Source organism: Rhodococcus sp. 27YEA15, from assembly GCF_049739425.1.
Taxonomy (GTDB): domain Bacteria; phylum Actinomycetota; class Actinomycetes; order Mycobacteriales; family Mycobacteriaceae; genus Rhodococcus_F.
Genome location: NZ_JBMHHW010000001.1, coordinates 2,868,737 through 2,892,331 on the forward strand (window position 1 = coordinate 2,868,737; position 23,595 = coordinate 2,892,331).

The 23,595-nt window shown below is 64.8% G+C and carries 20 protein-coding genes and 2 pseudogenes; 9 read left to right on the top strand and 13 right to left on the bottom strand.

What is annotated here, in order from left to right:
• Positions 1-28: 28 nt before the first annotated feature.
• The 4 genes from ABH922_RS13310 to hrcA form a co-directional block, all read right to left on the bottom strand.
• Positions 29-1,267: a L,D-transpeptidase gene (locus ABH922_RS13310; RefSeq protein WP_424807361.1), complete on the bottom strand. Its 1,239-nt coding sequence runs from the start codon at positions 1,265-1,267 to the stop codon at positions 29-31.
• A gap of 176 nt (positions 1,268-1,443) precedes the next feature.
• Positions 1,444-2,205: a 16S rRNA (uracil(1498)-N(3))-methyltransferase gene (locus ABH922_RS13315; RefSeq protein WP_424807362.1), complete on the bottom strand. Its 762-nt coding sequence runs from the start codon at positions 2,203-2,205 to the stop codon at positions 1,444-1,446.
• Positions 2,206-2,207: 2 nt separating this feature from the next.
• Positions 2,208-3,359, bottom strand: coding sequence for a molecular chaperone DnaJ (gene dnaJ / locus ABH922_RS13320; RefSeq protein ID WP_424807363.1), 1,152 nt, complete (start codon positions 3,357-3,359; stop codon positions 2,208-2,210).
• 81 nt (positions 3,360-3,440) lie between these two features.
• Complete coding sequence (gene hrcA / locus ABH922_RS13325) at positions 3,441-4,484, bottom strand: heat-inducible transcriptional repressor HrcA (RefSeq protein WP_424807364.1); 1,044 nt, start codon at positions 4,482-4,484, stop codon at positions 3,441-3,443.
• A gap of 169 nt (positions 4,485-4,653) precedes the next feature.
• Between hrcA and ABH922_RS13330 the strand changes: the two genes are divergently transcribed.
• Positions 4,654-4,977, top strand: a complete 324-nt coding sequence (locus ABH922_RS13330; protein WP_424807365.1) for a type II toxin-antitoxin system VapB family antitoxin — start codon at positions 4,654-4,656, stop codon at positions 4,975-4,977.
• Between the two features lie 166 nt (positions 4,978-5,143).
• Here ABH922_RS13330 and ABH922_RS13335 read toward each other — a convergent pair whose 3' ends face one another.
• Together ABH922_RS13335 and hemW are read right to left on the bottom strand one after the other, a co-directional pair.
• The gene (locus ABH922_RS13335; protein WP_424807366.1) at positions 5,144-5,776 is read right to left on the bottom strand and encodes a CG0192-related protein; all 633 of its coding nucleotides are present in this window, start codon (positions 5,774-5,776) and stop codon (positions 5,144-5,146) included.
• A 42-nt stretch (positions 5,777-5,818) separates the two neighbouring features.
• A complete protein-coding gene (hemW, locus tag ABH922_RS13340; protein ID WP_424807367.1) occupies positions 5,819-7,045 on the bottom strand; it encodes a radical SAM family heme chaperone HemW in 1,227 nt (408 codons plus the stop codon).
• 491 nt (positions 7,046-7,536) lie between these two features.
• Here hemW and ABH922_RS13345 point away from each other — a divergent pair, with 491 nt between their 5' ends.
• The 6 genes from ABH922_RS13345 (at position 7,537) to ABH922_RS13370 (ending at position 13,840) form a co-directional block, all read left to right on the top strand.
• On the top strand, positions 7,537-9,267 hold the full coding sequence (locus ABH922_RS13345; RefSeq protein WP_424807368.1) for a nitrite/sulfite reductase: 1,731 nt from the start codon (positions 7,537-7,539) through the stop codon (positions 9,265-9,267).
• Positions 9,264-9,977 carry a phosphoadenylyl-sulfate reductase gene (locus ABH922_RS13350; protein WP_424807369.1) on the top strand — a complete coding sequence of 238 codons (714 nt, stop codon included), beginning with the start codon at positions 9,264-9,266 and terminating at the stop codon, positions 9,975-9,977. The genes ABH922_RS13345 and ABH922_RS13350 overlap by 4 nt, the downstream gene beginning before the upstream one ends.
• Positions 9,974-10,909 (top strand): sulfate adenylyltransferase subunit CysD, encoded by a 936-nt coding sequence (gene cysD, locus ABH922_RS13355; RefSeq protein ID WP_424807370.1) that lies wholly within the window; start codon positions 9,974-9,976, stop codon positions 10,907-10,909. The genes ABH922_RS13350 and cysD overlap by 4 nt, the downstream gene beginning before the upstream one ends.
• On the top strand, positions 10,909-12,210 hold the full coding sequence (locus tag ABH922_RS13360) for a sulfate adenylyltransferase subunit 1 (protein WP_424807371.1): 1,302 nt from the start codon (positions 10,909-10,911) through the stop codon (positions 12,208-12,210). The genes cysD and ABH922_RS13360 overlap by 1 nt, the downstream gene beginning before the upstream one ends.
• Positions 12,211-12,215: 5 nt before the next feature.
• The gene (locus ABH922_RS13365; protein ID WP_424807372.1) at positions 12,216-12,971 is read left to right on the top strand and encodes a sirohydrochlorin chelatase; all 756 of its coding nucleotides are present in this window, start codon (positions 12,216-12,218) and stop codon (positions 12,969-12,971) included.
• Positions 12,972-13,150: 179 nt separating this feature from the next.
• Positions 13,151-13,840 carry a DUF998 domain-containing protein gene (locus ABH922_RS13370; RefSeq protein ID WP_424807373.1) on the top strand — a complete coding sequence of 230 codons (690 nt, stop codon included), beginning with the start codon at positions 13,151-13,153 and terminating at the stop codon, positions 13,838-13,840.
• 32 nt (positions 13,841-13,872) lie between these two features.
• Here the strand turns inward: ABH922_RS13370 and ABH922_RS13375 are convergent.
• Positions 13,873-14,623 (bottom strand): annotated as a pseudogene (locus tag ABH922_RS13375) (acyltransferase).
• 127 nt (positions 14,624-14,750) lie between these two features.
• Between ABH922_RS13375 and ABH922_RS13380 the strand changes: the two are divergent.
• Positions 14,751-16,055, top strand: coding sequence for a PQQ-binding-like beta-propeller repeat protein (locus tag ABH922_RS13380; protein WP_424807374.1), 1,305 nt, complete (start codon positions 14,751-14,753; stop codon positions 16,053-16,055).
• Positions 16,056-16,069: 14 nt separating this feature from the next.
• Here the strand turns inward: ABH922_RS13380 and ABH922_RS13385 are convergent, their stop codons facing one another.
• From ABH922_RS13385 to ABH922_RS13405, 5 genes are all read right to left on the bottom strand, one after another.
• Complete coding sequence (locus tag ABH922_RS13385) at positions 16,070-17,233, bottom strand: THUMP-like domain-containing protein (protein ID WP_424809668.1); 1,164 nt, start codon at positions 17,231-17,233, stop codon at positions 16,070-16,072.
• 2 nt (positions 17,234-17,235) lie between these two features.
• Positions 17,236-18,252 (bottom strand): class I SAM-dependent methyltransferase, encoded by a 1,017-nt coding sequence (locus ABH922_RS13390; RefSeq protein ID WP_424807375.1) that lies wholly within the window; start codon positions 18,250-18,252, stop codon positions 17,236-17,238.
• Between the two features lie 53 nt (positions 18,253-18,305).
• On the bottom strand, positions 18,306-19,085 hold the full coding sequence (locus tag ABH922_RS13395; protein ID WP_424807376.1) for an enoyl-CoA hydratase/isomerase family protein: 780 nt from the start codon (positions 19,083-19,085) through the stop codon (positions 18,306-18,308).
• 10 nt (positions 19,086-19,095) lie between these two features.
• Positions 19,096-19,914, bottom strand: a complete 819-nt coding sequence (locus ABH922_RS13400) for an NUDIX hydrolase (protein WP_424807377.1) — start codon at positions 19,912-19,914, stop codon at positions 19,096-19,098.
• 64 nt (positions 19,915-19,978) lie between these two features.
• Positions 19,979-20,794 carry an ABC transporter ATP-binding protein gene (locus ABH922_RS13405; RefSeq protein ID WP_424807378.1) on the bottom strand — a complete coding sequence of 272 codons (816 nt, stop codon included), beginning with the start codon at positions 20,792-20,794 and terminating at the stop codon, positions 19,979-19,981.
• Between the two features lie 51 nt (positions 20,795-20,845).
• On the opposite strand from ABH922_RS13405, the gene glgX reads away from it, so the two are divergent.
• On the top strand, positions 20,846-23,017 hold the full coding sequence (glgX, locus tag ABH922_RS13410; protein WP_424807379.1) for a glycogen debranching protein GlgX: 2,172 nt from the start codon (positions 20,846-20,848) through the stop codon (positions 23,015-23,017).
• Here glgX and ABH922_RS13415 read toward each other — a convergent pair.
• A pseudogene (locus ABH922_RS13415) lies at positions 22,903-23,595 on the bottom strand (YczE/YyaS/YitT family protein); the annotation flags it as partial. The gene glgX and the pseudogene ABH922_RS13415 overlap by 115 nt on opposite strands.

Sequence of the window (23,595 nt, forward strand, 5' to 3'; positions counted from 1 at the left end):
TGCCCGAGACGCTCGGCGAGTCGACGACTCAGCCGAGAGCGCTCCCGGCCCGCCACTGATCCCACGGCAGTGTCCAGTCGCCGTTCTGCCACACCTCGAGCGGGGCACCACCGGTGTTCTTGATCTCGACCACGTCACCGGGCTGGGAGAAATCGAAGAACCATTGGGCATTGGCCGCATTGAGATTGAGGCAACCGTGGGAGGTGTCGGTATTGCCCTGCGCCCATACCGTGCTTTCCAGCTCGTGCAGGTAGATACCGTCGGTGCTGATACGTGTCGCCCAGTTGATGGATTCCTTGTACCCCAGACGCGAATTGATCGGCAGCCCGTACGTGGACGAGTCCATGATCACCGGATTTGCCTTGTCCATCACCGTGTACGTGCCGGGCTGGGTCCAGAACGACAACGTGTTCGCGCCGACCGTCTCCGTTCCGCCCATACCCATGGAAGTGGGCATCGTCTTGACCACCTGGCCGTTGTCGTACACCGTCACCATCTTGGTGTTGTCGTCCGCGACGGAGACGTGCGAGTCACCGATCCTGAACGAGACCGCATCGTCCTGCTGTCCGTACAGTCCGGTGCCCAACTGCTTGCCGTAGATATTCGCATTCACCGATACCGTGGTTCCCGACGCGTAGTAGGCCTGCGGGCGCCAGTGCACGTTCTGACTGTCCACCCAGTACCACGAGCCCTGAACGGGCGGCGACGTCGTGACCGTCAAGGCTTTCTCGGCCGCAGCCTTGTCACCGATCGACTCGTCGAAATGCACTGCGACGACCGTGCCCACTCCGTAGGTGCCCCCGTCGGAGATCGACGCCCCGCCGGTCGTGTTGATGTACGCCCGCGTCTGATTGCTCGGCGCGACGGTCGTCAATGTCGTGTTCTTCTGCGCCACAACACCGTTGGCATCGACAGCATCGACAACCAGATTGTATGTCTTACCGTAGCCGAGCGGTTCGTTCGGCTTCCAGGAAGTCTTGTCCGGCGTGGTGATACCGGTGACTTCCTTGCCGTCCGAGTTGGTCAGTGCAACGCGCTCGATCGTGCCCTTCGCCACCGTGACCTCGATCGGGTCGAGCGGATTGACGGGGGAACTCTCGTTTGCCGGTGTGAGAGCGACGACGGCGGCACTGACCGACGAGGTGGGCGCCGCCTGGGCGGACGTGCCCTGATCGTCGCCGGTCGAGCCTGCGCATCCCGCGGCGAGAACGACTGCCAACGCACCGCCCACCGCCCCGATCATTCGCTTGTGCGCACCTGAGAACATTTTGCCTCCCGTATATCCACACGAAATCCCCCACCGAAGGCACCCCCGGCTTCACCACGATAGTGCGCAAAACTGACGCGCAGCTGAGTGAGTGGTTCATCCCGCTCGAAATCACAGAAGGCCCGAGACACCGGGGGCCCGAGACACCGGGGCCCGCGATACGTCGAGCGCAGCAACTAGTGCAGCGGACGCGGACCCCAACGATCGGTGAGTACGCCGATCGCACCGAGCGCGACCGCACCGGCCGTCGATGTTCGCAGGACCGTCGGGCCCAGTAGAACGGCGACGGCCCCGGCCGCGGTGAGCGCGGCGACCTCCGAATCGTCCAGGCCGCCTTCCGGGCCGACCACCAGAAAAAGTTCGTCAGCCTCCGCGAGCGGAAGCGCCGCCAGCGCGGTCGTCGCGGACTCGTGCAGGACGGCAACCACAGCGCCCCGCTCCACTGCCTCACCAACGAGCGCGACGACAGCCGGCGTCTTGTGCAGTTCGGCTATGTCCGGAACGAAGGCCCGTCTGGACTGTTTGGCAGCGGACACCGCCGCATTGCGCCACCGAGCGACACCCTTGGCGACCTTGGGGCCTTCCCATTTGGCGACACACCGCAGAGACTGCCACGGCACCACGGCGTCGACACCGGCTTCGGTGGCCAATTCGACGGCCAATTCCGAACGCTCGGCCTTCGGCAACGCCTGAATCAGCGTCACCACGGGTTTCGACGGTTCGAGCACCTTGACGACTCCGACCTGCAACTCGAGCCGATCCTTGCCCACGCTCGTCACCTCGGCCTCGGCCACCCGGCCACGACCGTCGGCAAGCATCAGAGATTCGCCGATCCCGATCCGGCGGACGGTCGCCGCATGGCGACCCTCCGGACCGTCCAGCACAGCGATCTCACCGACACCCGGGACGGGGTCGAGATAGAACACCGTCGCAGCCACCGTCAGCGGCCGCTGAATGCTTCGCGCAGGCGCGAGAACAGACCACCGCTGTTCTGCGAGGACGTGGACACCACCTCGGCCTCGTCGCGATCGCGAAGGAGTTTGAACTCCTTGAGCAGCTTGGATTGCTTGTTGTCGAGGCGGTTGGGAATGATCACCTCGAGGTGCGCGTGGACGTCACCACGAACACCGGAACGCAACTTCGGCATGCCGTGACCGCGCAGAACCGCGACGTGCCCGGGCTGAGTCCCGGCATCGATGATGATCTCCTTGGGACCGTCGATGACGGTCTCGACGGTGACCGTGGTACCCAGCGCGGCGTCCACCATGGGTACCCGAACGGTGCAGTGCAGATCTTCGCCGTCACGAACGAACACGTCGTGCGCCTGTTCGACCACCTCGACGTACAGATCACCAGGATGTCCGCCGCCCGGGCCCACTTCACCCTGGGCGGTCAATCGGATACGCATGCCGCCGGCTACACCGGCGGGGACTTTCACGGTGATGTCACGCTTGGCGCGGACGCGGCCGTCGCCTGCGCATTTGTGGCACGGATCGGGAATGGTCTCACCTACTCCGCGGCAGGTGGGGCATGGACGAGAGGTCATGACCTGGCCGAGGAACGACCGCTGCACGGACTGAACCTCGCCGGCGCCGTTACACGTCTCACAGCGGATCGGCTTTGAGTCACCGTTGGTTCCGGCACCGGTACAGCTGTCACAGAGAATGGCGGTCTCCACCGTGACGTGCTTGCTGACGCCCGTCGCACACTCCGCCAATGTCAATTTGGTACGCAGCAGTGAATCGGCACCGGGCTGGACACGCCCGCGCGGGCCTCGTCCGGCACCACCACCGCCGCCGAAGAACGCCTCGAAGACATCACCGAGGCCACCGCCGCCGAAGCCGCCGCCGAAGCCGCCACCCCCACCACCGCCGGACTCGAGGGGATCACCACCGAGGTCGACGATCCGACGCTTCTCCGGGTCGGTCAGCACCTCGTAAGCCGTCGAGATCTCCTTGAACCTCGCCTGCGCCGCCTCGTCGGGGTTGACGTCTGGATGCAGTTCACGCGCAAGTTTGCGGTACGCACGCTTGAGTTCCTGGTCGGTTGCGTTCTTACCGACGCCGAGCAATCCGTAGTAATCCCGTGCCACGTTGAGTCTCTCGTCCTTCTCTAGCCAACTATGATTTCCTCGTACCGAACCGTGCTCGATGTCGACTGTCGTCGAGTCGCATCACCGCTCGGAGAGGACTTCGCCGATATATCTGGCAACCGCGGCTACCGACGCGATTGTTCCCGGGTAATCCATTCGGGTCGGTCCGAGTACGCCGACTCCACCGAAAACGGTACCGGCAGCTCCGTACCCCGTCGAAATCACGGATGTACCACGCATCTGCTCGACCTGGGTTTCTTCGCCGATCCGGACGGTGACCGTTCCCGAGTTCTGCGTGGCAGCCAGCAGCTTCAACACCACCACCTGTTCCTCGAGTGCTTCGAGAACCGCACGAAGCGAGCCGGGGAAACCGGCCAGACCGGAAAAATCAGATGCGTTCCGGGTCAGGTTGGCGGTGCCGCCGAGGACCAGACGATCGTCGGGGTGCTCCACCAGGGTCTCGACCAGAACGGTCGCGGAGCGGACGACGGCGTCACGCAGGTCGTCCGGGGACTCGTCGGCAAGTTCGGCGACCGCAATGGAGGCGGCTGCGAGGCGCTTGCCTTCGAGAGCGCCGCCGAGCAATGTACGCAGCCGGGACAGGTCTTCCTCACCGATGACGTCACCGAGTTCGACGATGCGTTGATCGACCCGGCCGGAATCGGTGATGAGAACGAGCAGCAGGCGAGCCGGAGTCAGAGCGACCACCTCGAGGTGCCGGACCGACGACGCGGACAGCGACGGGTACTGCACGACCGCCACCTGCCGGGTCAATTGAGCGAGAAGGCGCACTCCGCGGCGCAACACGTCGTCGAGGTCCACCCCGGATTCCAGGAACTCCAGGATTGCGCGCCGCTCCGGGCCGGACATCGGCTTCACATCGGCGATACGGTCGACGAACTCGCGATACCCCTTGTCCGTGGGAACGCGACCGGAACTGGTGTGCGGCTGGGCGATGTATCCCTCTGCCTCCAGAAAAGCCATGTCGTTGCGGACCGTCGCGCTCGACACCCCGAGATTGTGGCGTTCGACGAGCGCCTTCGATCCCACCGGGTCCTGCGTGGAGACGTAATCGGCCACGATTGCGCGCAAAACCTCGAAACGTCTGTCGTCTGTACTCGACATCGCTGCCACCTCCGTTTCCGCACTCGAGCGTCTGTGCCGTTGAATCCCGGCGTTCACACATCGGTGTCCACCAGCAGTCTAATCGCCCGAACGCCAGACCCGGCTGTTGCCCTTACTGTGGTGTCAGGTCGACTGGACGTCGATCGCACAACCACGGACAGGGCGGCACATGATCTTCAAGGGCGTGATGGACGGCAAACCGTATCCCGACCACGGTCTGTCTTTGCGCGACTGGTCCAAGTTCCCACCCCGACAGGTGCGCCTGGACGAGATCGTGACCACCACCAAAGTCCTCGAGCTGGATCGCCTGCTGTCCGAGGACTCCACGTTCTACGGCGACCTCTTCCCGCATGCCGTGCACTGGCGCGGCACGCTGTACCTCGAGGACGGCCTGCACCGCGCAGTGCGGTCGGCCCTGCGCAACCGGGTGGTGCTCCACGCACGAGTATTCGACTACGACGCCATGCCAGGCATCATCGAAGGCGCGCGCTGACGCCGAGAAGGTCGACGTGAACGCCTGCAGTGGCCCGACACGTCCAGCGTCAGGACTTTTCGGGCGAGTGCCCGCACCGGGTCGACGGTTGCAGGTCGCGACACTTCCGGAGCCGAACGTGGTGGTCGATGCGGTTACCGGAGGGCAGAGCCGAGCACGAGTAGTGTCACGACCGCGATCCGGCTGCCGTCGCCAGCACAACCGGAGTGTCCTGGCCCGGCCACGTACCGGTCAGGGTCGGCCCGCCGGCCGTCCGGTCGGGGTCCATGATTCGCAGAACCGTGAGTTCGACTCCGTCGGCCGATATGCGGGTGCTTCCGACGGAGTCCGTGGTCGCCACAGTCGCGATCTCCGGCACCGCGGTTGCAGGTCGACCGTTACCGGTCACGAATGTGGTGGGCGGCCGACCGTCCGCCGGGTCGGCGAATACGAGCTCTGCTTCCGATCCACCGGTCAGGATCGTCGTCGCCAAGGCGCGCGCGTACGCGACGTCACCGCACCCGTCGTACACCCAGCGTGGGCCGAGTACCGAGTGATCCATCGTGGTCACCAGATACTCGTCCGCACCGTCGAGAGGTGCACCGCGGTAGGTCAGTGGAACGTGCAGCACGACACCCGGCTGCGTGCTCAGCAGATGCGTCTCGATGCCGACTTCACCGTCCGGATCGTCGAATCGGTACGCACCTACGGCTTTCACCTCGCTCACGTCGAGCGATCCGAGCCATGCCCGGCCGGGAACCCAGGCTCGGAGCAGGTCGATCTTGGACGGGTTCAACTGCGCACTGTAAATGAGGGCCACGAAATCACGCTACGTCAGCGCCACCGAATCCGCCCGGAAACGTCAGGTGAGGACGGTCCGGATGACCGCGTCCGCCAACAAGCGCCCCCGACCGGTCAGGATCAGGTGCCCGTCCTCGACCACCGCAAGCCCGTCGGCCACCACCTGTGCGGCCGAATCCTTCTCCGACGCATCGAGTTCTGCCAACGGTAGACCGGTACGTAACCTCGCGGTGAGCATCACCCGTTCCACGTGCACGTCGTCCGCGGTCAGTTCCTCACTCCCGCCGACCGGAAGCGATCCTGCCGCAAGCTGTTCCGCATAGCGCGCCGGATGTTTGACGTTCCACCAGCGAATCCCGCCGACATGGCTGTGCGCGCCGGGACCAGCTCCCCACCAGTCGCCGCCGTCCCAGTAGCCGAGGTTGTGGCGGCAACGGGTATCCCCGGATTCCGAGGTTTCGGTCTTCGCCCAGTTGGAGACTTCGTACCAGTGCAGACCTGCCTCGGCCAGCCGCGCGTCGATCCGCTCGTAACGCGAGGCGAGCACGTCGTCGTCGGGGGCCGGAAGTTCGCCACGACGCACCTTGCGCGCCATCGCCGTCCCGTCCTCCACGATCAGCGCGTACGCCGACACGTGGTCGACGCCGGCAGAGAGCACTGCGTCGAGGGACGCGTCGAGATCGACATCCCGCTCCCCCGGCGTCCCGTAGATCAGATCCAGGTTGACGTGTGAAAAACCTGCAGCACGAGCCTCTTTCGCGGCAGCAACGGCGCGGCCGGGGGTATGGGTGCGGTCGAGGATCGCGAGCACGTGCTGCGCTGCCGACTGCATACCGAGCGAGATACGTGTGAAGCCGCCCGCACGGAGAGCATCGAAGAACTCCGGCGACGTCGACTCCGGGTTGGACTCGGTGGTCACCTCGGCTCCCGGCGCCAGCCCGAAACTGCTCCGCACAGCCGACAGAACGTCGGACAGTCCGTCCCCACCGAGCAACGACGGAGTGCCCCCGCCCACGAAAACCGTCTCGGCGAGCGGCGCTCCCGTCATCTCGGCCGCCAGATCCAATTCGCGACGCAGGCCCTCCATCCAGGACTGCGGCGAGGCAGACGTCCCGAGCTCGCCGGCGGTGTAGGTGTTGAAATCGCAATATCCGCACCGGGTGGCGCAGAACGGCACGTGGATGTACACACCGAACGGGCGCGTCCCGACACCTTCCAACGAACGAGCAGGCAAGGCGAACGGTGTCGCCTCACCCTGATGCGGAAAAACGGCGGTAGTGGCATTCACTGCATCAGTCTCCCAGCACCGGGGAACGTAGACCTATTCTGCCCACGATCGTGGGCAGAACGAGTCACCGCACATCGTGCTGCAGCGGCCTGAACTCGGTATTTCCCCCAATTTTCGTGGAAATACGCACCCGAGTCGGAATTATCGATTTGACGTGGCACAATGGAGCCCATGACCGGACTCGGAGTACGACTTGTGGCGCGTCGCCACGTCGACTTCAAACGTGTGTGCAGCTCGTCGTGTCTGCACCGCTGTTGCTGTTGATCCTGCACCGATCATTCAGCGTTTCGCTCATCTCCGCCTGTCCCACCTGCGCATGTCCGATCAATCCGTGCGCTGTGTGACACACCGACCGGCCGCGACACTCGGGACCGACGAGGACAGCCCCCTCGCCCGCGGCGGACCGGTGCAACGAGATCGTCACCAGTCACGGTAGGCAGTGCAACTCCGTGCCGCGCGCCGGTCAACCGCCCAGATCCAGGAGTTCATCGATGCCGTCGACCACCGACGCCACCACCGCTGCCGATTCGACAGCATCAGCCACACCTCGCCCGGCGCGCGCCGCCCGGCCAGTCAAGCGTCGCGCCGAAGGCCAGTGGGCACTCGGGTACCGCGAGCCCCTCAACGCCAACGAGCAGGCCAAGAAGGACGACAACCCGCTCAACGTACGAGCCCGCATCGAGAACATCTACTCGAAGCAGGGTTTCGACAGCATCGACAAGGGCGATCTGCGCGGGCGTTTCCGTTGGTGGGGTCTCTACACCCAGCGCGAGCAGGGCTACGACGGCACGTTCACCGGCGACGAGAACATCGACCTGCTCGAGGCCAAGTACTTCATGATGCGGGTGCGCTGCGACGCCGGCGCATTGAACGTGGAGCAACTGCGCACCATCGCCGGCATCTCCCAGGAATTCGGCCGGAACACCGCCGACCTCTCCGACCGTGAGAACGTGCAGTTCCACTGGATCGAAGTCGAGAACGTCCCCGAGATCTGGAAGCGCCTCGAAGCCGTCGGCCTCAAGACCACCGAAGCGTGCGGCGACTGCCCCCGCGTCGTCCTGGGATCCCCGCTGGCCGGCGAATCCCTCGACGAGGTACTCGATCCCACACCGGCGATCGACGAGATCGTCCGCCGCTACATCGGTGACCCCAAGTACTCCAACCTGCCGCGCAAGTTCAAGACCGCGATCTCCGGCCAGCAGGACGTGGTGCACGAGATCAACGACATCGCCTTCATCGGCGTGAACCATCCCGAGCACGGTCCCGGCCTCGACCTGTGGGTCGGTGGCGGTCTGTCCACCAATCCGATGCTCGCCCAGCGCGTCGGCGCCTGGATTCCGCTCGACGAGGTACCCGACGTCTGGGAAGGTGTCGTCTCGATCTTCCGCGACTACGGTTACCGTCGCCTGCGCGCCAAGGCCAGGCTCAAGTTCCTCATCAAGGACTGGGGCATCGAGAAGTTCCGTGAGGTCCTCGAAACCGAGTATCTCCAGCGCCCCTTGCTCGACGGTCCCGCGCCGGAGAAGCCGAAGCGTCCCATCGATCACGTCGGCATCCAGAAGACCCGCAACGGCCAGAACGCAGTCGGTTTCGCACCGATCGCCGGCCGCGTGTCCGGCGAGATCCTCGCCCAGGTCGCCGACGCCGCTGAGAAGGCGGGCAGCGATCGGATCCGCTTCACGCCGTACCAGAAGCTGATCATTCTCGACGTGTCCGACGAAGCCCTCGAGCCGCTGATCGCCGACCTCGACGCGCTCGGACTGCCGGCCCGTCCGTCGCACTGGCGCAAGAACCTGATGGCCTGCTCCGGCATCGAGTTCTGCAAGCTCTCGTTCGCCGAGACCCGCAAGCGCTCACAGGTTCTCGTGCCCGAACTCGAAGAACGCCTGGCCGACATCAACAGTGAGCTCGACGTCCCCATCACCATCAACATCAACGGTTGCCCCAACTCGTGTGCTCGCTCGCAGATCGCCGACATCGGCTTCAAGGGACAGCTGGTCGACGACGGTGACGGGAATCAAGTGGAAGGTTTCCAGGTTCACCTTGGAGGCAGCCTGGGATTCGACAGCGCCTTCGGACGCAAGCTGCGCCAGCACAAGGTCACCAGCGTCGAGATGGGTGACTACATCGATCGCGTCGTACGCCAGTTCGTGAAGGGCCGCAACGAAGGTGAGCGGTTCGCCGAATGGACCGTGCGGGCAGACGAAGGAGATTTGCGATGACCGTGGACCTACTCAGAGCTTCAGCCGACGAACTGCGGGCGATCGCCGGCCGAGGTGCCGCCGAACTGGACGGCGCCACCGCCCAGGAGCTGCTCCAGTGGACCGAGGACACCTTCGGTGACTCGTACATCGTGGCGTCGAACATGCAGGACGGGGTACTGGTTCACCTGGCCGCGCAGGTTCATCCCGGCGTCGACGTGCTGTTCCTCGACACCGGCTACCACTTCCCCGAAACCATCGGCACCCGCGACGCCGTCGAGCAGGTGTACGGCGTCAACGTCATCGACGCCCGGGCACTGGCCAGTGTCGCCGAACAGGACGTGGCCGAAGGTAAGAACCTGTTCGCCCGTGATCCCAACCGCTGCTGCGCACTTCGCAAGGTCGCCCCGCTGAAGCAGAGCCTGTCCGGTTATAGCGCGTGGGTGACCGGAATCCGCCGGGTGGAGGCACCCACTCGCGCCAATGCCCCCCTGATCTCCTTCGACGAGGCATTCGGTCTCGTGAAGATCAATCCGATCGCCCCGTGGTCGGACGAGCAGATGCAGAGCTACATCGAAACTCACTCCATCCTCGTCAATCCGCTTGTCGACGAGGGATATCCGTCCATCGGCTGCGCTCCGTGCACGAGCAAGCCGGCCCCGGGCAGTGATCCGCGCAGCGGGCGCTGGGCCGGTGCCTCCAAGACAGAATGCGGGTTGCACGCATCATGACAGTTGACTTGACACCTTCACGGCCTCAGCTCGACGGCACGGCTTTCGACACCCTCGACGCCCTGGAATCCGAAGCGATCCACATCTTCCGCGAGGTGGCCGGCGAGTTCGAACGCCCCGTCATCCTCTTCTCCGGCGGTAAGGACTCCACAGTCCTGCTGCACCTGGCGATCAAGGCGTTCTGGCCCGCCCCGTTGCCGTTCACGCTGCTGCACGTCGACACCGGCCACAACCTGCAGGAAGTTCTCGACTTCCGGGATCACGTGGTGGCCAAGTACAACCTGCGCCTGCACGTCGCTGCTGTCGAGGAGTACCTCGCGGACGGTCGTCTCACCGAGCGCCCCGACGGTATTCGCAACCCCTTGCAAACCATGCCGTTGCTCGACGCCATCGCCGAGAACCGCTTCGACGCAGTCTTCGGCGGTGCCCGACGCGACGAGGAGCGCGCTCGCGCCAAGGAGCGGATCTTCTCGCTGCGCAACGCCTTCGGGCAGTGGGACCCCAAGAGGCAGCGCCCCGAACTGTGGAACCTGTACAACGGGCGGCACTCGCCCGGCGAGCAGGTTCGCGTGTTCCCGCTCAGCAACTTCACCGAGCTGGACATCTGGCGTTACATCGCCCGCGACAACGTCGAGCTGGCAAGCATCTACTACGCCCACCAGCGCCCGGTATACCAGCGCGACGGCATGTGGATGACGCCGGGCGTCTGGGGTGGACCCAGAGAAGGCGAAGAGCTCCAGACGCTTTCAGTGCGTTACCGCACCGTCGGTGACGGCTCCACCACCGGCGCAGTCCTCTCCGAGGCCGCCGACAACGAGGCCATTCTCGCCGAGGTCGCCGCGTCACGGTTGACCGAACGCGGCGCGACTCGTGGCGACGACCGAGTTTCCGAAGCGGCCATGGAAGACCGCAAGAAAGAGGGCTACTTCTGATGAGCGATCGGCACTCTGCGCAACTGTTGCGGCTGGCAACGGCGGGCAGCGTCGACGACGGAAAGTCCACTCTGGTGGGGCGCCTGTTGTACGACACCAAATCCGTTCTCGCCGACCAGATCGACGCGGTGACCCGAGCATCGGTGGATCGGGGTCTCGACACCCCCGACCTCTCGCTGTTGGTGGACGGTCTGCGCGCCGAGCGTGAGCAGGGCATCACCATCGACGTGGCATACCGCTACTTCGCGACGCCCAACCGCACGTTCGTCCTGGCCGACACCCCCGGCCACGTGCAGTACACCCGCAACACCGTCTCCGGCGCGTCGACGGCGCAGCTGGTGATCCTGCTGGTCGATGCCCGCAAGGGAGTCATCGCTCAAACTCGCAGGCATGCAGCTGTTCTCGCACTGCTCGGTGTTCCGAAGCTGGTTCTCGCAGTGAACAAGATCGACCTCGTCGACAACCCGGAAGAGGTGTTCACCGCCATCTCGGCCGAGTTCAACGATCTCACCAGCTCGCTGGGGTGGGCTACCGAAGACGTCACCGAGATTCCGGTGTCGGCCTTGCACGGCGACAACGTCGCGAACCGCTCCGAGAACACCCCGTACTACTCCGGACCCACCTTGATCGAGCACCTCGAATCGATCCCCGTGGACGCCGAACCACACCGCGTCGGTCTGCGGTTCCCGGTGCAGTACGTGATCCGTCCTCGCACCGCCGAGTTCCTCGACTACCGTGGCTACGCCGGACAGGTGGCCGCCGGTTCCGTCGTCCCCGGCGACGAAGTGGTGATACTGCCGTCCGGTACCCGCACCACCGTCACCCGCATCGACACCGCCGACGGTGAACTGGACGTCGCACACGCCGGCCGCAGCGTCACCCTGATCCTCGCCGACGACGTCGACGTCTCCCGCGGCGACACGATCGCCTCTCCCGCCGATGCTCCGGCGCCGATCGGCGAATTCGACGCCACCGTGTGCTGGCTGGCTGAGAAGCCGCTGCGCCCCGGCGCGCGCCTACTGCTCAAGCACGGCACCCGCACCACTCAGGCCATTGTCGGAAGCTTGGTGGAGCGTTTCAACGAGCAGGACCTCACGACGGATCCGAGTCCGGATACGCTCGAGCTCAACGAGATCGGCAAGATCTCGGTGCGCGTCGCCGAGCCGGTCGTGGCCGACGACTACACCGTCAACCGGCACACCGGTAGCTTCCTGCTGATCGATCCGGCGGGTGGAAACACTCTTGCCGCCGGTCTCGTCGGCGACGTGATCGCGGCCGTCGAACTGGGCGAGCGCGTCTGACGAGGATGATTGCGCTCATAGCTGTCGCGCACGGCAGCCGTGATCCCCGCTCTGCTCGGGTGATCACGGCTGCCGTCGACGCGCTTCGTCGTGCTCGGCCGGATCTCGACGTCAGGCCGGCCTTTCTGGACTTGACCGCCCCTTCGGTGGATCAGGTAGTCGACGGTGTGGCCGCCGACGGATATCGCGCCGCGGTAATGGTTCCCATGCTGCTGGGCAGCGCTTTCCACGCCAAGGTCGACCTCCCGGCATTGCTTGCCTCCGCACGCTCGCGTCATCCGTACCTTGCAATCACCCAGGCAGCTGTCCTCGGCCGTGACCCCCGCCTGGTTACCGCGGTGCGTGATCGCATCCTCGAGACCGGAGTACGCCAAGGCGATCCGACGGTCGGTGTCGCCCTGGCAGCGGTGGGCTCGTCTCAGGAGCAGGCCAACGCCGACACCGCCGCCGTCACCGATGATCTGGCGGCCGGCACGGCATGGGCGGGCGTGGAAATCTGCTTTGCCACATCCACGACACCGTCCGTCAGTGATGCGATCGCCGATCTTCGTGCCCGAGGCGCCACGCGGGTGGTGGTGGCCCCGTGGTTCCTTGCCCCCGGTCTGCTGACCGATCGCCTGGGCAACGCGGCGGCCGACGCTCACCCCGGCGCCTTGTTCGCGGACACCATCGGTGCGCACCCGTTGCTCGTCGAGACCATGCTCGACCGTTTCCGGCAGGCGATCAGCACTTCCCTTACACACATACGCGCCTCCGCCTGAGCTGTTTCACAGGCTGATATCAGATTGTTACCGTAGCGTGGCAACTGTCCAGCTCACGGTGCCCCCTGCCGCGTGCGAACTTCAGACAGAGGTGCAAACCCTCCGTACAGCGGTAAGGGAGCACCACGATCACTCATAACCTTCGCCTAGGCGCAGCCGGAACAGCCTGGGTACTGTCCGTGCTCTATCTCCTCGTCGAGATAGTGACCGCCGACGCCTGGAAGACTCCGTACAGTTTCGCCCGAGACTCGATCAGCTCGCTGGGTGTGACCACCTGCAGCGCCGATTCGTGTTCACCGATGCACGAGGTGATGAATGCGGCGTTCATGATCCTCGGTGCGTTGACCATTGCGGGAGCAGCATTGCTGCACAGGTACATTCCACCCGGACGGTCCAAGAAATGGATACTCGGGCTCGCCGTCGTCGTGGCACTGAGCACCGCCGCCACGGGGCTGTTTCCGGCCAATGACGGAACGTTCGTCCACTGGACTGCGGTTCTTCCCGGATTCATCGCCCGCCACGCCGTCCTGGCGCTGATGGCCTTCCGCTTCTGGAATCACCACCGATGGATATCGATATGGTCCGGGGTCTGTGCCGCAACCGGGATACTCGGTGCCGTACTTCTGATGGGCCGGACACTGACTTTCGGCCTCGGCGAACGACTCACCCTCTATCCTCTGCCGATGTGGATGGCAGTCACCGGTGTCGCCGCGCTTCTGGCTTTGATGCGCAGAACGGTTCTGCGCGACGTGCGGTGGCGGTTGCCGAGAACCATCTACACCCGACGTCGTTCCCGCCCAGAGGCCCGAACTCCTGAGCGGGGCGACGAGACCCCGGCATTGCTTACCGCGGTGAACGCCGGACGGTGATCACGCCCGACGGTCATCACGCCGGACTGGCATCACGCCTCGGAGTCGGCAGCCGCTTTCTTGCGCGCGATGTCTTCCAGTGCGGCAACGTACTCGGCCCGCTTCGCCGCGCCGGCTTCCCAGTCGACCCGCCGGTTCTTGACAACCTTCGCCGGCGAGCCGACAGCGATGCTGTAATCGGGGATGTCCCCCTTGACGACCGCGTGAGCCCCCAGCACACAGCCACGGCCCACGCGGGTGTTACGCAGCACGGTCACCTTCGCCGCAACCCAGGTGTCCGGACCGATCCGGACCGGGCCCTTCACGATGCCCTGATCCTTGATCGGAGTGTTCACATCGTCCATGCGATGGTCGAAATCGCAGATGTAGCACCAGTCGGCCACCAGCGTCGACGCACCGATCTCGATGTCGAGATACGTGTTGACCACGTTGTCCTTACCGAAGACGAACCTTGTCGCCGATCCGCAGCGAACCCTCGTGGCACCGAATGGCATTGCCGTCGCCGATATGCACCCACCGCCCGATCTCGAGGCGTGACAAATCAGGGGTGGAGTGAATTTCCACGTTCTTACCGAGGAACACCATGCCCCGCACGATGACGTGGGGATTGGCCAGCTTGAACTTCGCAAGGCGGTAGTACCGCACCAGATACCACGGTGTGTATGCCTTGTTCCTCACAACCCATTTGAGGGAGTCGACGGTCAAGAACTTCGCCTGCTCGCTGTCGCGTCGGCGTGATCCTCGCCACCTCGTGCGCAACGGTGCGCCCCACATACTCGTCATGACTGTTGAGACTACGTGGACGGACTCACCGGCTCCCGGGGTGTGCCCCGTCACATACAGGTCGGCGGGATAGTCTCTGGACCGGAGAACCGACAGTGAAGTTCGTAGTCAAGGCAGGGAGTGTGTGATGCGGCGGGTCCTATGGTCGTCCGTGACGGCGATGACGGCGGTCGCCGCAATGGTTCTCACCGGTTGCAGCAGCAGCGACATCGTCGATCGGTACGCAACACCCGGCTGGGCAGCCGCACACTCGGACGCCCACAACAGCGGCAGCACCTCGGTCGCGGGCTCCCGTGATCTCGATTTCGCCTTCTCCCGTCCGCTCGGCGGCCCGGTGGCCGGATCCGCGTCCGTCGGCTCGAGCGGCCAGAGCTTCGTCACCGCGCGCACCGAGAACGGTTGCAATCTGTTCTCGTTCCAGCTCGATTCCGGCCGCAAGAAATGGTGCGCACGACTCAACGACGGTGTCGTCGCGTCGACTCCCCTGGTGGATCGAGCCACCAACACCTACGTCGGCGAGAGCGGTGCAATACTTTCCTTCGCCGACACCGGACAATTGCGCTGGCGAACACTTACCGTCGGTACACCGCTGTCCGCCCAGTTCACCGGCGACGGCAATCTGTTGTTCGTGACCCAACTCGGCCAGGTCAACGTGCTCAATCCACAAACCGGAGCCAAGGTGGTGCCGTCGTTCGATCTCGTTCCACCGCCGAGCGCGGACACCCACTCCGACGCCGACCTGATCCCGGACGATCTAGGCCTGAACGACTGCTTCCTGGGCGGATCGGGTTGCGTGGTGGCGGGCATTCCCGCGGTGGACCTCGAGAGCGGCAGGTTCTACTTCACCTTCACACCGCCCGGCGCGCAGACCGGACAGGTGGTTGCAATGAAATACACCGGTGGCGACAGTCCGTCGATCACCCGCGAGTGGTCGAGTCAGGCAGCGGCAGGGGGCGCCGTGGCAAGTCCCAGCCTGTCCCAGGACGGCACTACCCTGTACGCCACCGATGCCAAGGGCACGCTGTGGGCACTCGACGCCGACAGCGGTGCGAGCAAGTGGAGTTACGACCTCGGATTCGACTCCGCAGGCAACACATCCGTCTCCGACGACGGCCTGATCATTCCGGGCGGCGGGTCCAACGGTCATCTTCTCGCGATCAGAGATAAAGGTGACGATGCCGAACTCGTATGGGAGCGCAAGGATCTCGTGCTCCTCGGAGTCCCGGCGCAGAGTGCGGGCAACACCGGGTACGTCGTCGTCGGCGACGGAACCACTGCGGTCAGCCTGCTCACCTTCGACACCACCTCCGGCGAGACCCTGGATCAGGACACCTTGCCCGGCGCGGTAGGAGCCACCGTGGGGACGTCCGTGGGTCCCACTGGCGAGGTACTGGTACCGAGCGCTCTCGGTGAACTGTTCGTGTTCAAGTAGCCGATCAGATCCCGTCACACGGCTCGGGGCGCTTCACAGACGAACGCCGATGCCGAACGCCCTGTTCGGGCGATCACCACACTCAACGACGTGGCACCCTTGAGCTTGAGACGTGGACGAAGCAGCGCGGGATCGACATCGACACCGCGAACGAGAATCTCGACGACACCGCAGTCGTACTTGGCCAACGTCTGACGCAGCAGTTTGTCGGAGTACTTGATCTGCTCGAGTACACGAAAGCCGCGCACGCCGTCCGGGACGCTGTCTCCGGTCAGATACGCGATCCGGGGATCGAGCTGCCACAGGCCGTGGCGCGCCGCGTAGTGGCGCACCAGACCGGCCCGCACCACCGCACCGTCCGGATCGACGATCCACCGACCGGGTGCCTTCTCCTCGACGGTGTCGTCCTCGGCGTCGGTGATCTCCCAGCCGGTACCGTCGGATCGGAGCACCGACGCCCGACGCGTCACACCCGACTTCGCGAGCCCGGCAGACCACAGGCACGCTTCCTTGACACCACCGTCGAGGGAGACGATCTCCACTTCCCCGTCCCAGCCGAGGTTGTCGAAATCGAGGCCGGGAGCGCACTTGACCGCCAGATCACGGCCCCGGTACACGTCGAGAAGATCGGGTAACGGCGGCATGAGCGCCGCCGGATCGTGGGTCCGGCGGCCACCGGAACGGCGAGCCGGATCTGCGAGAACGACGGTGCCTCGCGTCGTCGGACGCAGCGCATCGGCGCGCAGCAGTGTTGCCGTCGGCACATTGTGCCGAGCCATCTGCAGTCGCACCGCATCGATGTCGCTGCCGATCACCGTGGCGGCGACACCGGTGAGCGCATACAGCTCCGCACCGATCGAGCACGTCACGTCATGGACGTCACGCCCACGAAGCCGCTGCGCACGATGCGCTGCAACCGATCCGGGAGTCGCCTGCTGCATCGCGTCGTCGGTGAACAACCAGTTCGCACTGCCCGGCAGCTTCGCGGCCGCTTTGCGCCGAAGCAGGACGGTATCGACCAGCGCGGGCATGCGATCACCGAAACGCGTACGCGCCCGGCCGATGTCGGCCAGGCGCGTACGCGTGGACAGTTCGAGCCGATCCACCTCCGCCAAAGCCTCTGCTGCGCAATCGCTTCCGAGATAGGTCACATCGCTCGGCGTGAAGTCGTAGCCCAATGTCAGCTTCCGGGCTTCACGCCGGTGATCATCACGTTGTAGAAGAATCCGCGAGGAACCACATGCCGCAAGATCTTCTCGTCGACCCAGCTGAGCTTCTTCCACCCACCGAAAGCGAAACGGCCCCAGCCCCAGCCGAGCTTCTCCGGCGGAACTGCAGCCTCGAAGGTACGCACCGGCCAGCCGAGAAGCGCCGCGGCGAACTCCTCGGTGGCGGCGTGGACCTGATCGGCTCCGGCGGCCTTCGCGATGTTCTCGAGGTCGGTGGGGTCGAAAGTGTGGATGTCGACGACGGCCTCGAGCGCAGCGGCGCGCGACGACTCGTCGAGTTCGGCCTGCGGCCTGCGCCAGTCTGCGAGAAACGGCAGTTTGGTGATGCGAGTGGTGGCCTCCCATGTCGCCCGGCCGAGCCAGCGTGCGTAGAAGTTTCCGACCGTGGTGGGCTCACCGGCGAAGACGAACCGCCCGCCGGGCTTGAGGACACGAATGACCTCACGCAGCGACTTCTCCACGTCCGGGATGTGATGGAGCACCGCATGACCGACGACGAGATCAAAGGTGTTGTCCTCGTACGGGATGGTCTCCGCGTCGGCGACGCGACCGTCGACGGGCAGACCGAGCCCCTCGGCGTTACGCAGTGCAACCTTGACCATGCCGGGCGACAGGTCGGTGACCGAGCCGGTCTTGGCGACCCCGCCCTGCATGAGGTTGAGCAGGAAGAAGCCCGTTCCGCAGCCCAGTTCGAGAGCACGCTCGTACGGCAGCGGCTGGTCGCCTGCTACGGCGTCGAATCGACCGCGCGCGTAATCGATGCAGCGTTCGTCGTACGAGATCGACCACTTCTCGTCGTAGGTCTCCGCTTCCCAGTCGTGGTAGAGCACCTGGGCGAGTTTGGTGTCTTTCCGAGCGGCCTCGACCTCTTCCACCGTGGCATGCGGCCGTGGTGCTGGGTCGACCACGGGAGTCTCGACGGCGTCGGGTGGCGTGACGGTTGCGTCGTCATTCGGGCTGGCAGTCATGGCGACTATCCTACTCGGTAGTAAGTGATGAACAAGTTCTAGTTTTGGTGAATTTACTCTCCGGTGAACTCGGCTTTCCCCGGACCGTTCGCGATGAACGAATCCATACCGATCTGGTGATCCTTGGTGGCGAAGAGACCCGCGAACAGATGCTGCTCCAGCTTGAGACCCGTCTCGAGATCGGTGTTCAACCCTTCGTCGATCGCAGCCTTGGCAGCGGCGAGAGCCCGGCCGGCACCGCCGACGAACTGTGATGCCCATGTCCGCGCTGCTGTATACACGTCGTCGGGTGCGACCACCTGATCCACCAGACCGATCGCCAAGGCTTCGTCTGCCCCGACAAACCGACCGGTGAACACCAGATCCTTCGCCTTCGCCGGTCCGATCAGCCTGGCCAGACGCTGAGTTCCGCCGCCACCGGGAATGATGCCGAGCAGAATTTCGGGTACTCCCAGTTTGGCATTGTCGCCGACGATGCGACGGTCCGCGGACAGTGCCACTTCGAGTCCACCGCCGAGGGCGTATCCGGTGATCGCGGCGACGGTGGGCTTCGGGATCGAGGCGAGCGCACCGAGACCGCCCTGAATTCCGGCTATCGCGTCCCGCATGTGGCCGTAGTCGAGCTCGGCCATTTCCTTCACGTCGGCGCCGGCCGCGAAGACCTTCTCTCCGCCGTAGACGATGACCGCTTCGATCGACTTGTCCACGGTCGCCGCTCGGGCCGCTGCGGCAAGTTCGTCTTGGACCTGTCGGTTCAAGACGTTCATGGGCGGGCGCGCCAGACGGATCGTGCCGACGCCGTCGGACACCTCGAGAGTTACGAATTCAGCCATGCTCGAGAGGCTACTTGGCCGTCCGCGCCGACCACGGATGCGGTCCGGCGATGTAGTAACCCTCCTGATTCGGGAACTCCACCCGCAAGGTTTCGTCGTCCGTGATCAACGTCGGCAGGATGACGGGGATCTGCGGCTCGGCCGCCAAGATCTGCGCCACCGAGGTGAATTCGGCCAGATGCGTGAGCTGCGACCACGTCGGCGGCAGCAGGACACTGCCGCCGCCACGCCAGTGTGTCAGGGCATCCTGCGGGCTCTGCCAGCGAACCTCCGCGGCCTCCGACGTCACACCGTCGGCGATCTGACCGTCCGGCGCGGCGGCGACGAAGAACCGGGTGTCGTATCGACGCGCTTCGCCGATCGGCGTGATCCAGTTCGCCCACGGGCGGAGCAGATCGGTGCGCAGAACCAAGTTCTCCTTCTTCAAGAATTGGCTGAAGGACAGCTCGTGCTTTTCCAGCGCCGCCCGATCCTGCGCATAACCGGACGTATCGGCGACGATGCTGTCGGCCGTCGGCCCGGCCAACAACACGCCACACTCCTCGAACGTCTCCCGGACGGCGGCACAGACCAGTGACTTCGCGCGAGCCACGTCGGTTCCGAAACGCTCTGCCCACCATTGCGGTGACGGACCGGCCCACTCCACCTCCGCCGTCGCATCCGACTTGTCGACGCCGCCGCCGGGGAACACCGTCATCCCACCCGCGAACGCCATCGCCTGGACGCGCCGGATCAGAAAGACCTCGATGCCGGACTCGGCATCTCGGACCAGGATCACCGTGGAAGCGTCCTTGGGAGTGGGTACCTGGTTCTCGTTCACGTCAGCCATGTATTTGGAACTTACGCGGTGCGAGATCGACGTCACTTGTCAGGTCGTCGATCTCGCCGAGGCGTCAGTGCGCGGTCACGCTCCCGGTGCGCCGAGCGAAGTACCGTCCGTCCACGTGATCGAGGCTGATCGGCTGACTGAACGCCTCGGTCAGGTTCTGGGCCGTGATCACCTCGTCGAGCAGTCCCTGGGCGACCACGCCGCCTTCCTTGAGCAGAAGGGCGTGAGTGAATCCCGGCGGAATCTCCTCGACGTGGTGTGTGATCAGGACGGTGGCGGGAGCATCCGGATCGGCTGCCAACTCCGCGAGCCTGGCCACCAGATCCTCACGCCCACCCAGGTCGAGCCCGGCAGCCGGCTCGTCGAGTAGCAGCAGTTCGGGATCGGTCATCAACGCTCGGGCGATCAACACCCGCTTACGCTCACCTTCGGAGAGAGTTCCGTACGTTCGGTCGGCCAGATGCTGCGCACCGAGACTTTCGAGCATTTCGACGGCGCGCGAAGTGTCCATCGTCTCGTACGCCTCACGCCAACGCCCGAGCACGGCGTAGCCCGCCGAGACGACGAGGTCACTGACCTTCTCGTCGGCCGGAACCCGATTTGCCAACGAGGACGACGACAGTCCTATCCGCGGGCGAAGTTCGCTGACGTCGACACGCCCGAGAACCTCGCCCAACAGGTGTGCGGTGCCGCTGGTGGGGAAACTCTCTCCCGCAGCTATCCGCAGCAGCGAGGTCTTGCCCGCGCCGTTGGGTCCCAAGACCACCCAACGCTCGTCGAGCTCTACTTTCCAGGTGACCGGACCCACCAGAGTGGTTCCACCCCGGCGGACGAGTACGTTGTCGAAATCGATGAGCAGATCAGGATCAGGTAGCGGCACCGGACTATCTTCTCGCACATTCTCCGGGCATCCACGGCAGGATCACCTTGCGTGTCGCTTCTCATCGAATCTCACCCCCAGATTCCGGGCTCTCCGTTCCCACTCGGTGCCACCGTCGTCGACGGCGGAACCCAGTTCGCCGTGCATGCTCCCGCCGCATCCACGGTGTACGTCTGTCTGATCGGTTCCGACGGTTCCGAGGAACGGATCGAACTCCGTCAACACACGTACGGCATCTGGCATGCCATCGTGCCCGGTGTCGGCGCCGGCCGGCGTTACGGGTTCCGGGCGAGCGGTCCGTGGAATCCGCGCGCCGGGCTTCGGATGAACACCAACAAGTTGCTACTCGATCCGTGGGCCCGCCGCATCGTCGGTGAACTCGGCGATCACCGGACACTGCTGGCCCACGACGGCGATCCGTTCGGCGAACCGTCCGCCGTCGACTCGCTCGGCAACGTGCCCCTCGCCATCGTCACTCCCCCATTGCAGCCGTCCACGGTACGGCTCGAGACACCGTGGGAGGAGACCGTGATCTACGAGCTTCACGTCGGCGCGTACACGGCCGTTCATCCGGACGTCCCCGAGCCGCACCGCGGCACGTACCTGGGCCTGACCGCCCCTGCGGTGATCGACCATCTCCGGTCCCTGGGCGTGACCGCGGTGGAACTGCTACCGGTCCAGGCATTTCTCACCGAGAGCAGCGTTCGCGAGCGGGGCATGCGCAACCACTGGGGCTATTCGACAGCCTCGTACTTCGCACCGCATCCCGGCTACGCGTCCACACCCGGCAACGAGGTCACCGAGTTCCGCATCATGGTCGACACCCTGCACGCCGCCGGAATCGAGGTGATCCTCGACGTCGTCTACAACCACACCTGCGAACAGGGTGTCGACGGAATCAGCGTCAGCTGGCGAGGTTTGGACGGACCCGGGTACTACCTGCTCGACGGTGACGGCCGGGACGTCGACCTGACCGGGTGCGGCAACACCGTCGACGCGAGTTCACCGATAGCAGTGCGCATGATCACCGACAGCCTCCGCTACTGGGCCACCGAGTTGGGAGTGGACGGCTTCCGCTTCGACCTGGCCAGTGCACTCGGTCGATCGCGTGGAGGTTCCTTCGACCAACGTGCCGCCGTGTTGTCCGCCATTTCCGCCGATCCCGTTCTGACGCGGCGCAAACTGATCGCCGAACCGTGGGACGCGACGGCCGACGGATATCAAGTCGGCAATTTCGGACTACAGTGGTCGGAGTGGAATGACAAGTACCGCAGCACAATTCGACAGTTCTGGAATGGCCGAACTGGCGTACGGACACTGGCGTCGAGAATTGCCGGTTCCGAGGACGTGTTCGGCGGCGCCGGGCGACGGCCCTGGGCGTCGATCAACTTCGTCACCGCGCACGATGGATTCACTGCCGCAGATCTGGTGGCATACAACGACAAACACAACGAGGCCAACGGTGAAGACAACCGTGACGGGACCGACCACAACGATTCGGACAACCACGGAATCGAAGGACCCACCGACGATCCGGCGATACTCGAGGCCCGGTCACGACACGTTCGCGCGCTACTGGCCACCCTGATCCTCTCGACCGGTACACCGATGATCACCGCAGGAGACGAGTTCGGGCACAGCCTGGGTGGCAACAACAACGCGTACTGTGTCCCCGAGCATGCAGCCGGCGCCGACTCCTGGCCGCTGAACTGGGCCTGCGCGGATCGGTCGTTGGTTCGGTTCCTCTCCCGTGTGCTCGAATTGCGCCGCAGCGCACCAGCTCTGCGGCAACCGGAATTCTTCGAGGGTCGACGCCGGATCGCCCGACCCGACCTGGTGTGGTTCGACGTCGACGGAATCGAATTCGACGACCTGGCCTGGTACGACGACTCGCAGCGCACGCTTCAGGCGTGGATCGACGGGGCGGACGTTCGCTCGCACGACAAGTCGGGGCGCCCGCTCGGTGACTACAGCTGGCTACTCGTCCTGCACTCCGGCGGCCCCGCTCGGGTGACGGTCGCAACGCCGGACTGGTTCTCGAGATCGCTGGTCCCGGTATTCGATTCGTCGACCGCGTCCGGAGAGCCGATCTCGACCGATCCCGTCTCGGCCGGATCCGAGGTGTCGTTGAGCGGCCCGACCGTCGTGGCCCTGCGATCGGAGCGGCGGTCACCGACCACGGCAGCCCCCATCGAATCGGGAAGCACCTTGACCAACAGCTGAATGATCGGCCCGATCGCGACGGCGTAGAGCACGGTTCCGACGCCGACGGTACCGCCGAGCAGCCAGCCGGTGGCCAGAACCGCTACCTCGATGCAGGTGCGGATCAAGCGCACCGACAACCCGGTGCGCGCAACCAGACCGGTCATCAGCCCGTCGCGGGGCCCCGGCCCCATACCCGCTCCGATGTAGAGCACCGCGGCAAGACCGTTGAGGAAGATCCCGGCGACCAGAATGGTGGCACGAACCGGTATCGACTCGAACACCGGCAAGAAGGCCAGTGAGGTATCCACTGCAATGGCTATGACGACCACATTCGCCACCGTCCCGAAGCCCGGGCGTTGCCGCAGTGGTATCCAGAGCAGGAGAACCACCACCCCGGTGACCGCCGTGATCACCCCGAAACTGAGCGGGACGTGCCGGGAAACGCCTTGGTGGAACACATCCCACGGATCGAGCCCCAGGCCGGCGGTGATCATCATGGCCATCGAGAACCCGTACAACCACAACCCGACGAACAACGAGATGAAACGACGAATAAGCACTCGACCATCTTCCGGCTCACTGGACCGATCATCCAT

What these genes read in the sequence shown, in the direction of transcription:
- ABH922_RS13310 (WP_424807361.1), bottom strand. Translation starts at nt 1,267, where the DNA reads ATGTTCTCAGGTGCGCACAAGCGAATGATCGGGGCGGTGGGCGGTGCG.
- hrcA (WP_424807364.1), bottom strand. Translation starts at nt 4,484, where the DNA reads ATGTCGAGTACAGACGACAGACGTTTCGAGGTTTTGCGCGCAATCGTG.
- ABH922_RS13330 (WP_424807365.1), top strand. Translation starts at nt 4,654, where the DNA reads ATGATCTTCAAGGGCGTGATGGACGGCAAACCGTATCCCGACCACGGT.
- ABH922_RS13345 (WP_424807368.1), top strand. Translation starts at nt 7,537, where the DNA reads ATGCCGTCGACCACCGACGCCACCACCGCTGCCGATTCGACAGCATCA.
- ABH922_RS13350 (WP_424807369.1), top strand. Translation starts at nt 9,264, where the DNA reads ATGACCGTGGACCTACTCAGAGCTTCAGCCGACGAACTGCGGGCGATC.
- cysD (WP_424807370.1), top strand. Translation starts at nt 9,974, where the DNA reads ATGACAGTTGACTTGACACCTTCACGGCCTCAGCTCGACGGCACGGCT.
- ABH922_RS13360 (WP_424807371.1), top strand. Translation starts at nt 10,909, where the DNA reads ATGAGCGATCGGCACTCTGCGCAACTGTTGCGGCTGGCAACGGCGGGC.
- ABH922_RS13365 (WP_424807372.1), top strand. Translation starts at nt 12,216, where the DNA reads ATGATTGCGCTCATAGCTGTCGCGCACGGCAGCCGTGATCCCCGCTCT.
- ABH922_RS13380 (WP_424807374.1), top strand. Translation starts at nt 14,751, where the DNA reads ATGCGGCGGGTCCTATGGTCGTCCGTGACGGCGATGACGGCGGTCGCC.
- ABH922_RS13390 (WP_424807375.1), bottom strand. Translation starts at nt 18,252, where the DNA reads ATGACTGCCAGCCCGAATGACGACGCAACCGTCACGCCACCCGACGCC.
- ABH922_RS13395 (WP_424807376.1), bottom strand. Translation starts at nt 19,085, where the DNA reads ATGGCTGAATTCGTAACTCTCGAGGTGTCCGACGGCGTCGGCACGATC.
- ABH922_RS13400 (WP_424807377.1), bottom strand. Translation starts at nt 19,914, where the DNA reads ATGGCTGACGTGAACGAGAACCAGGTACCCACTCCCAAGGACGCTTCC.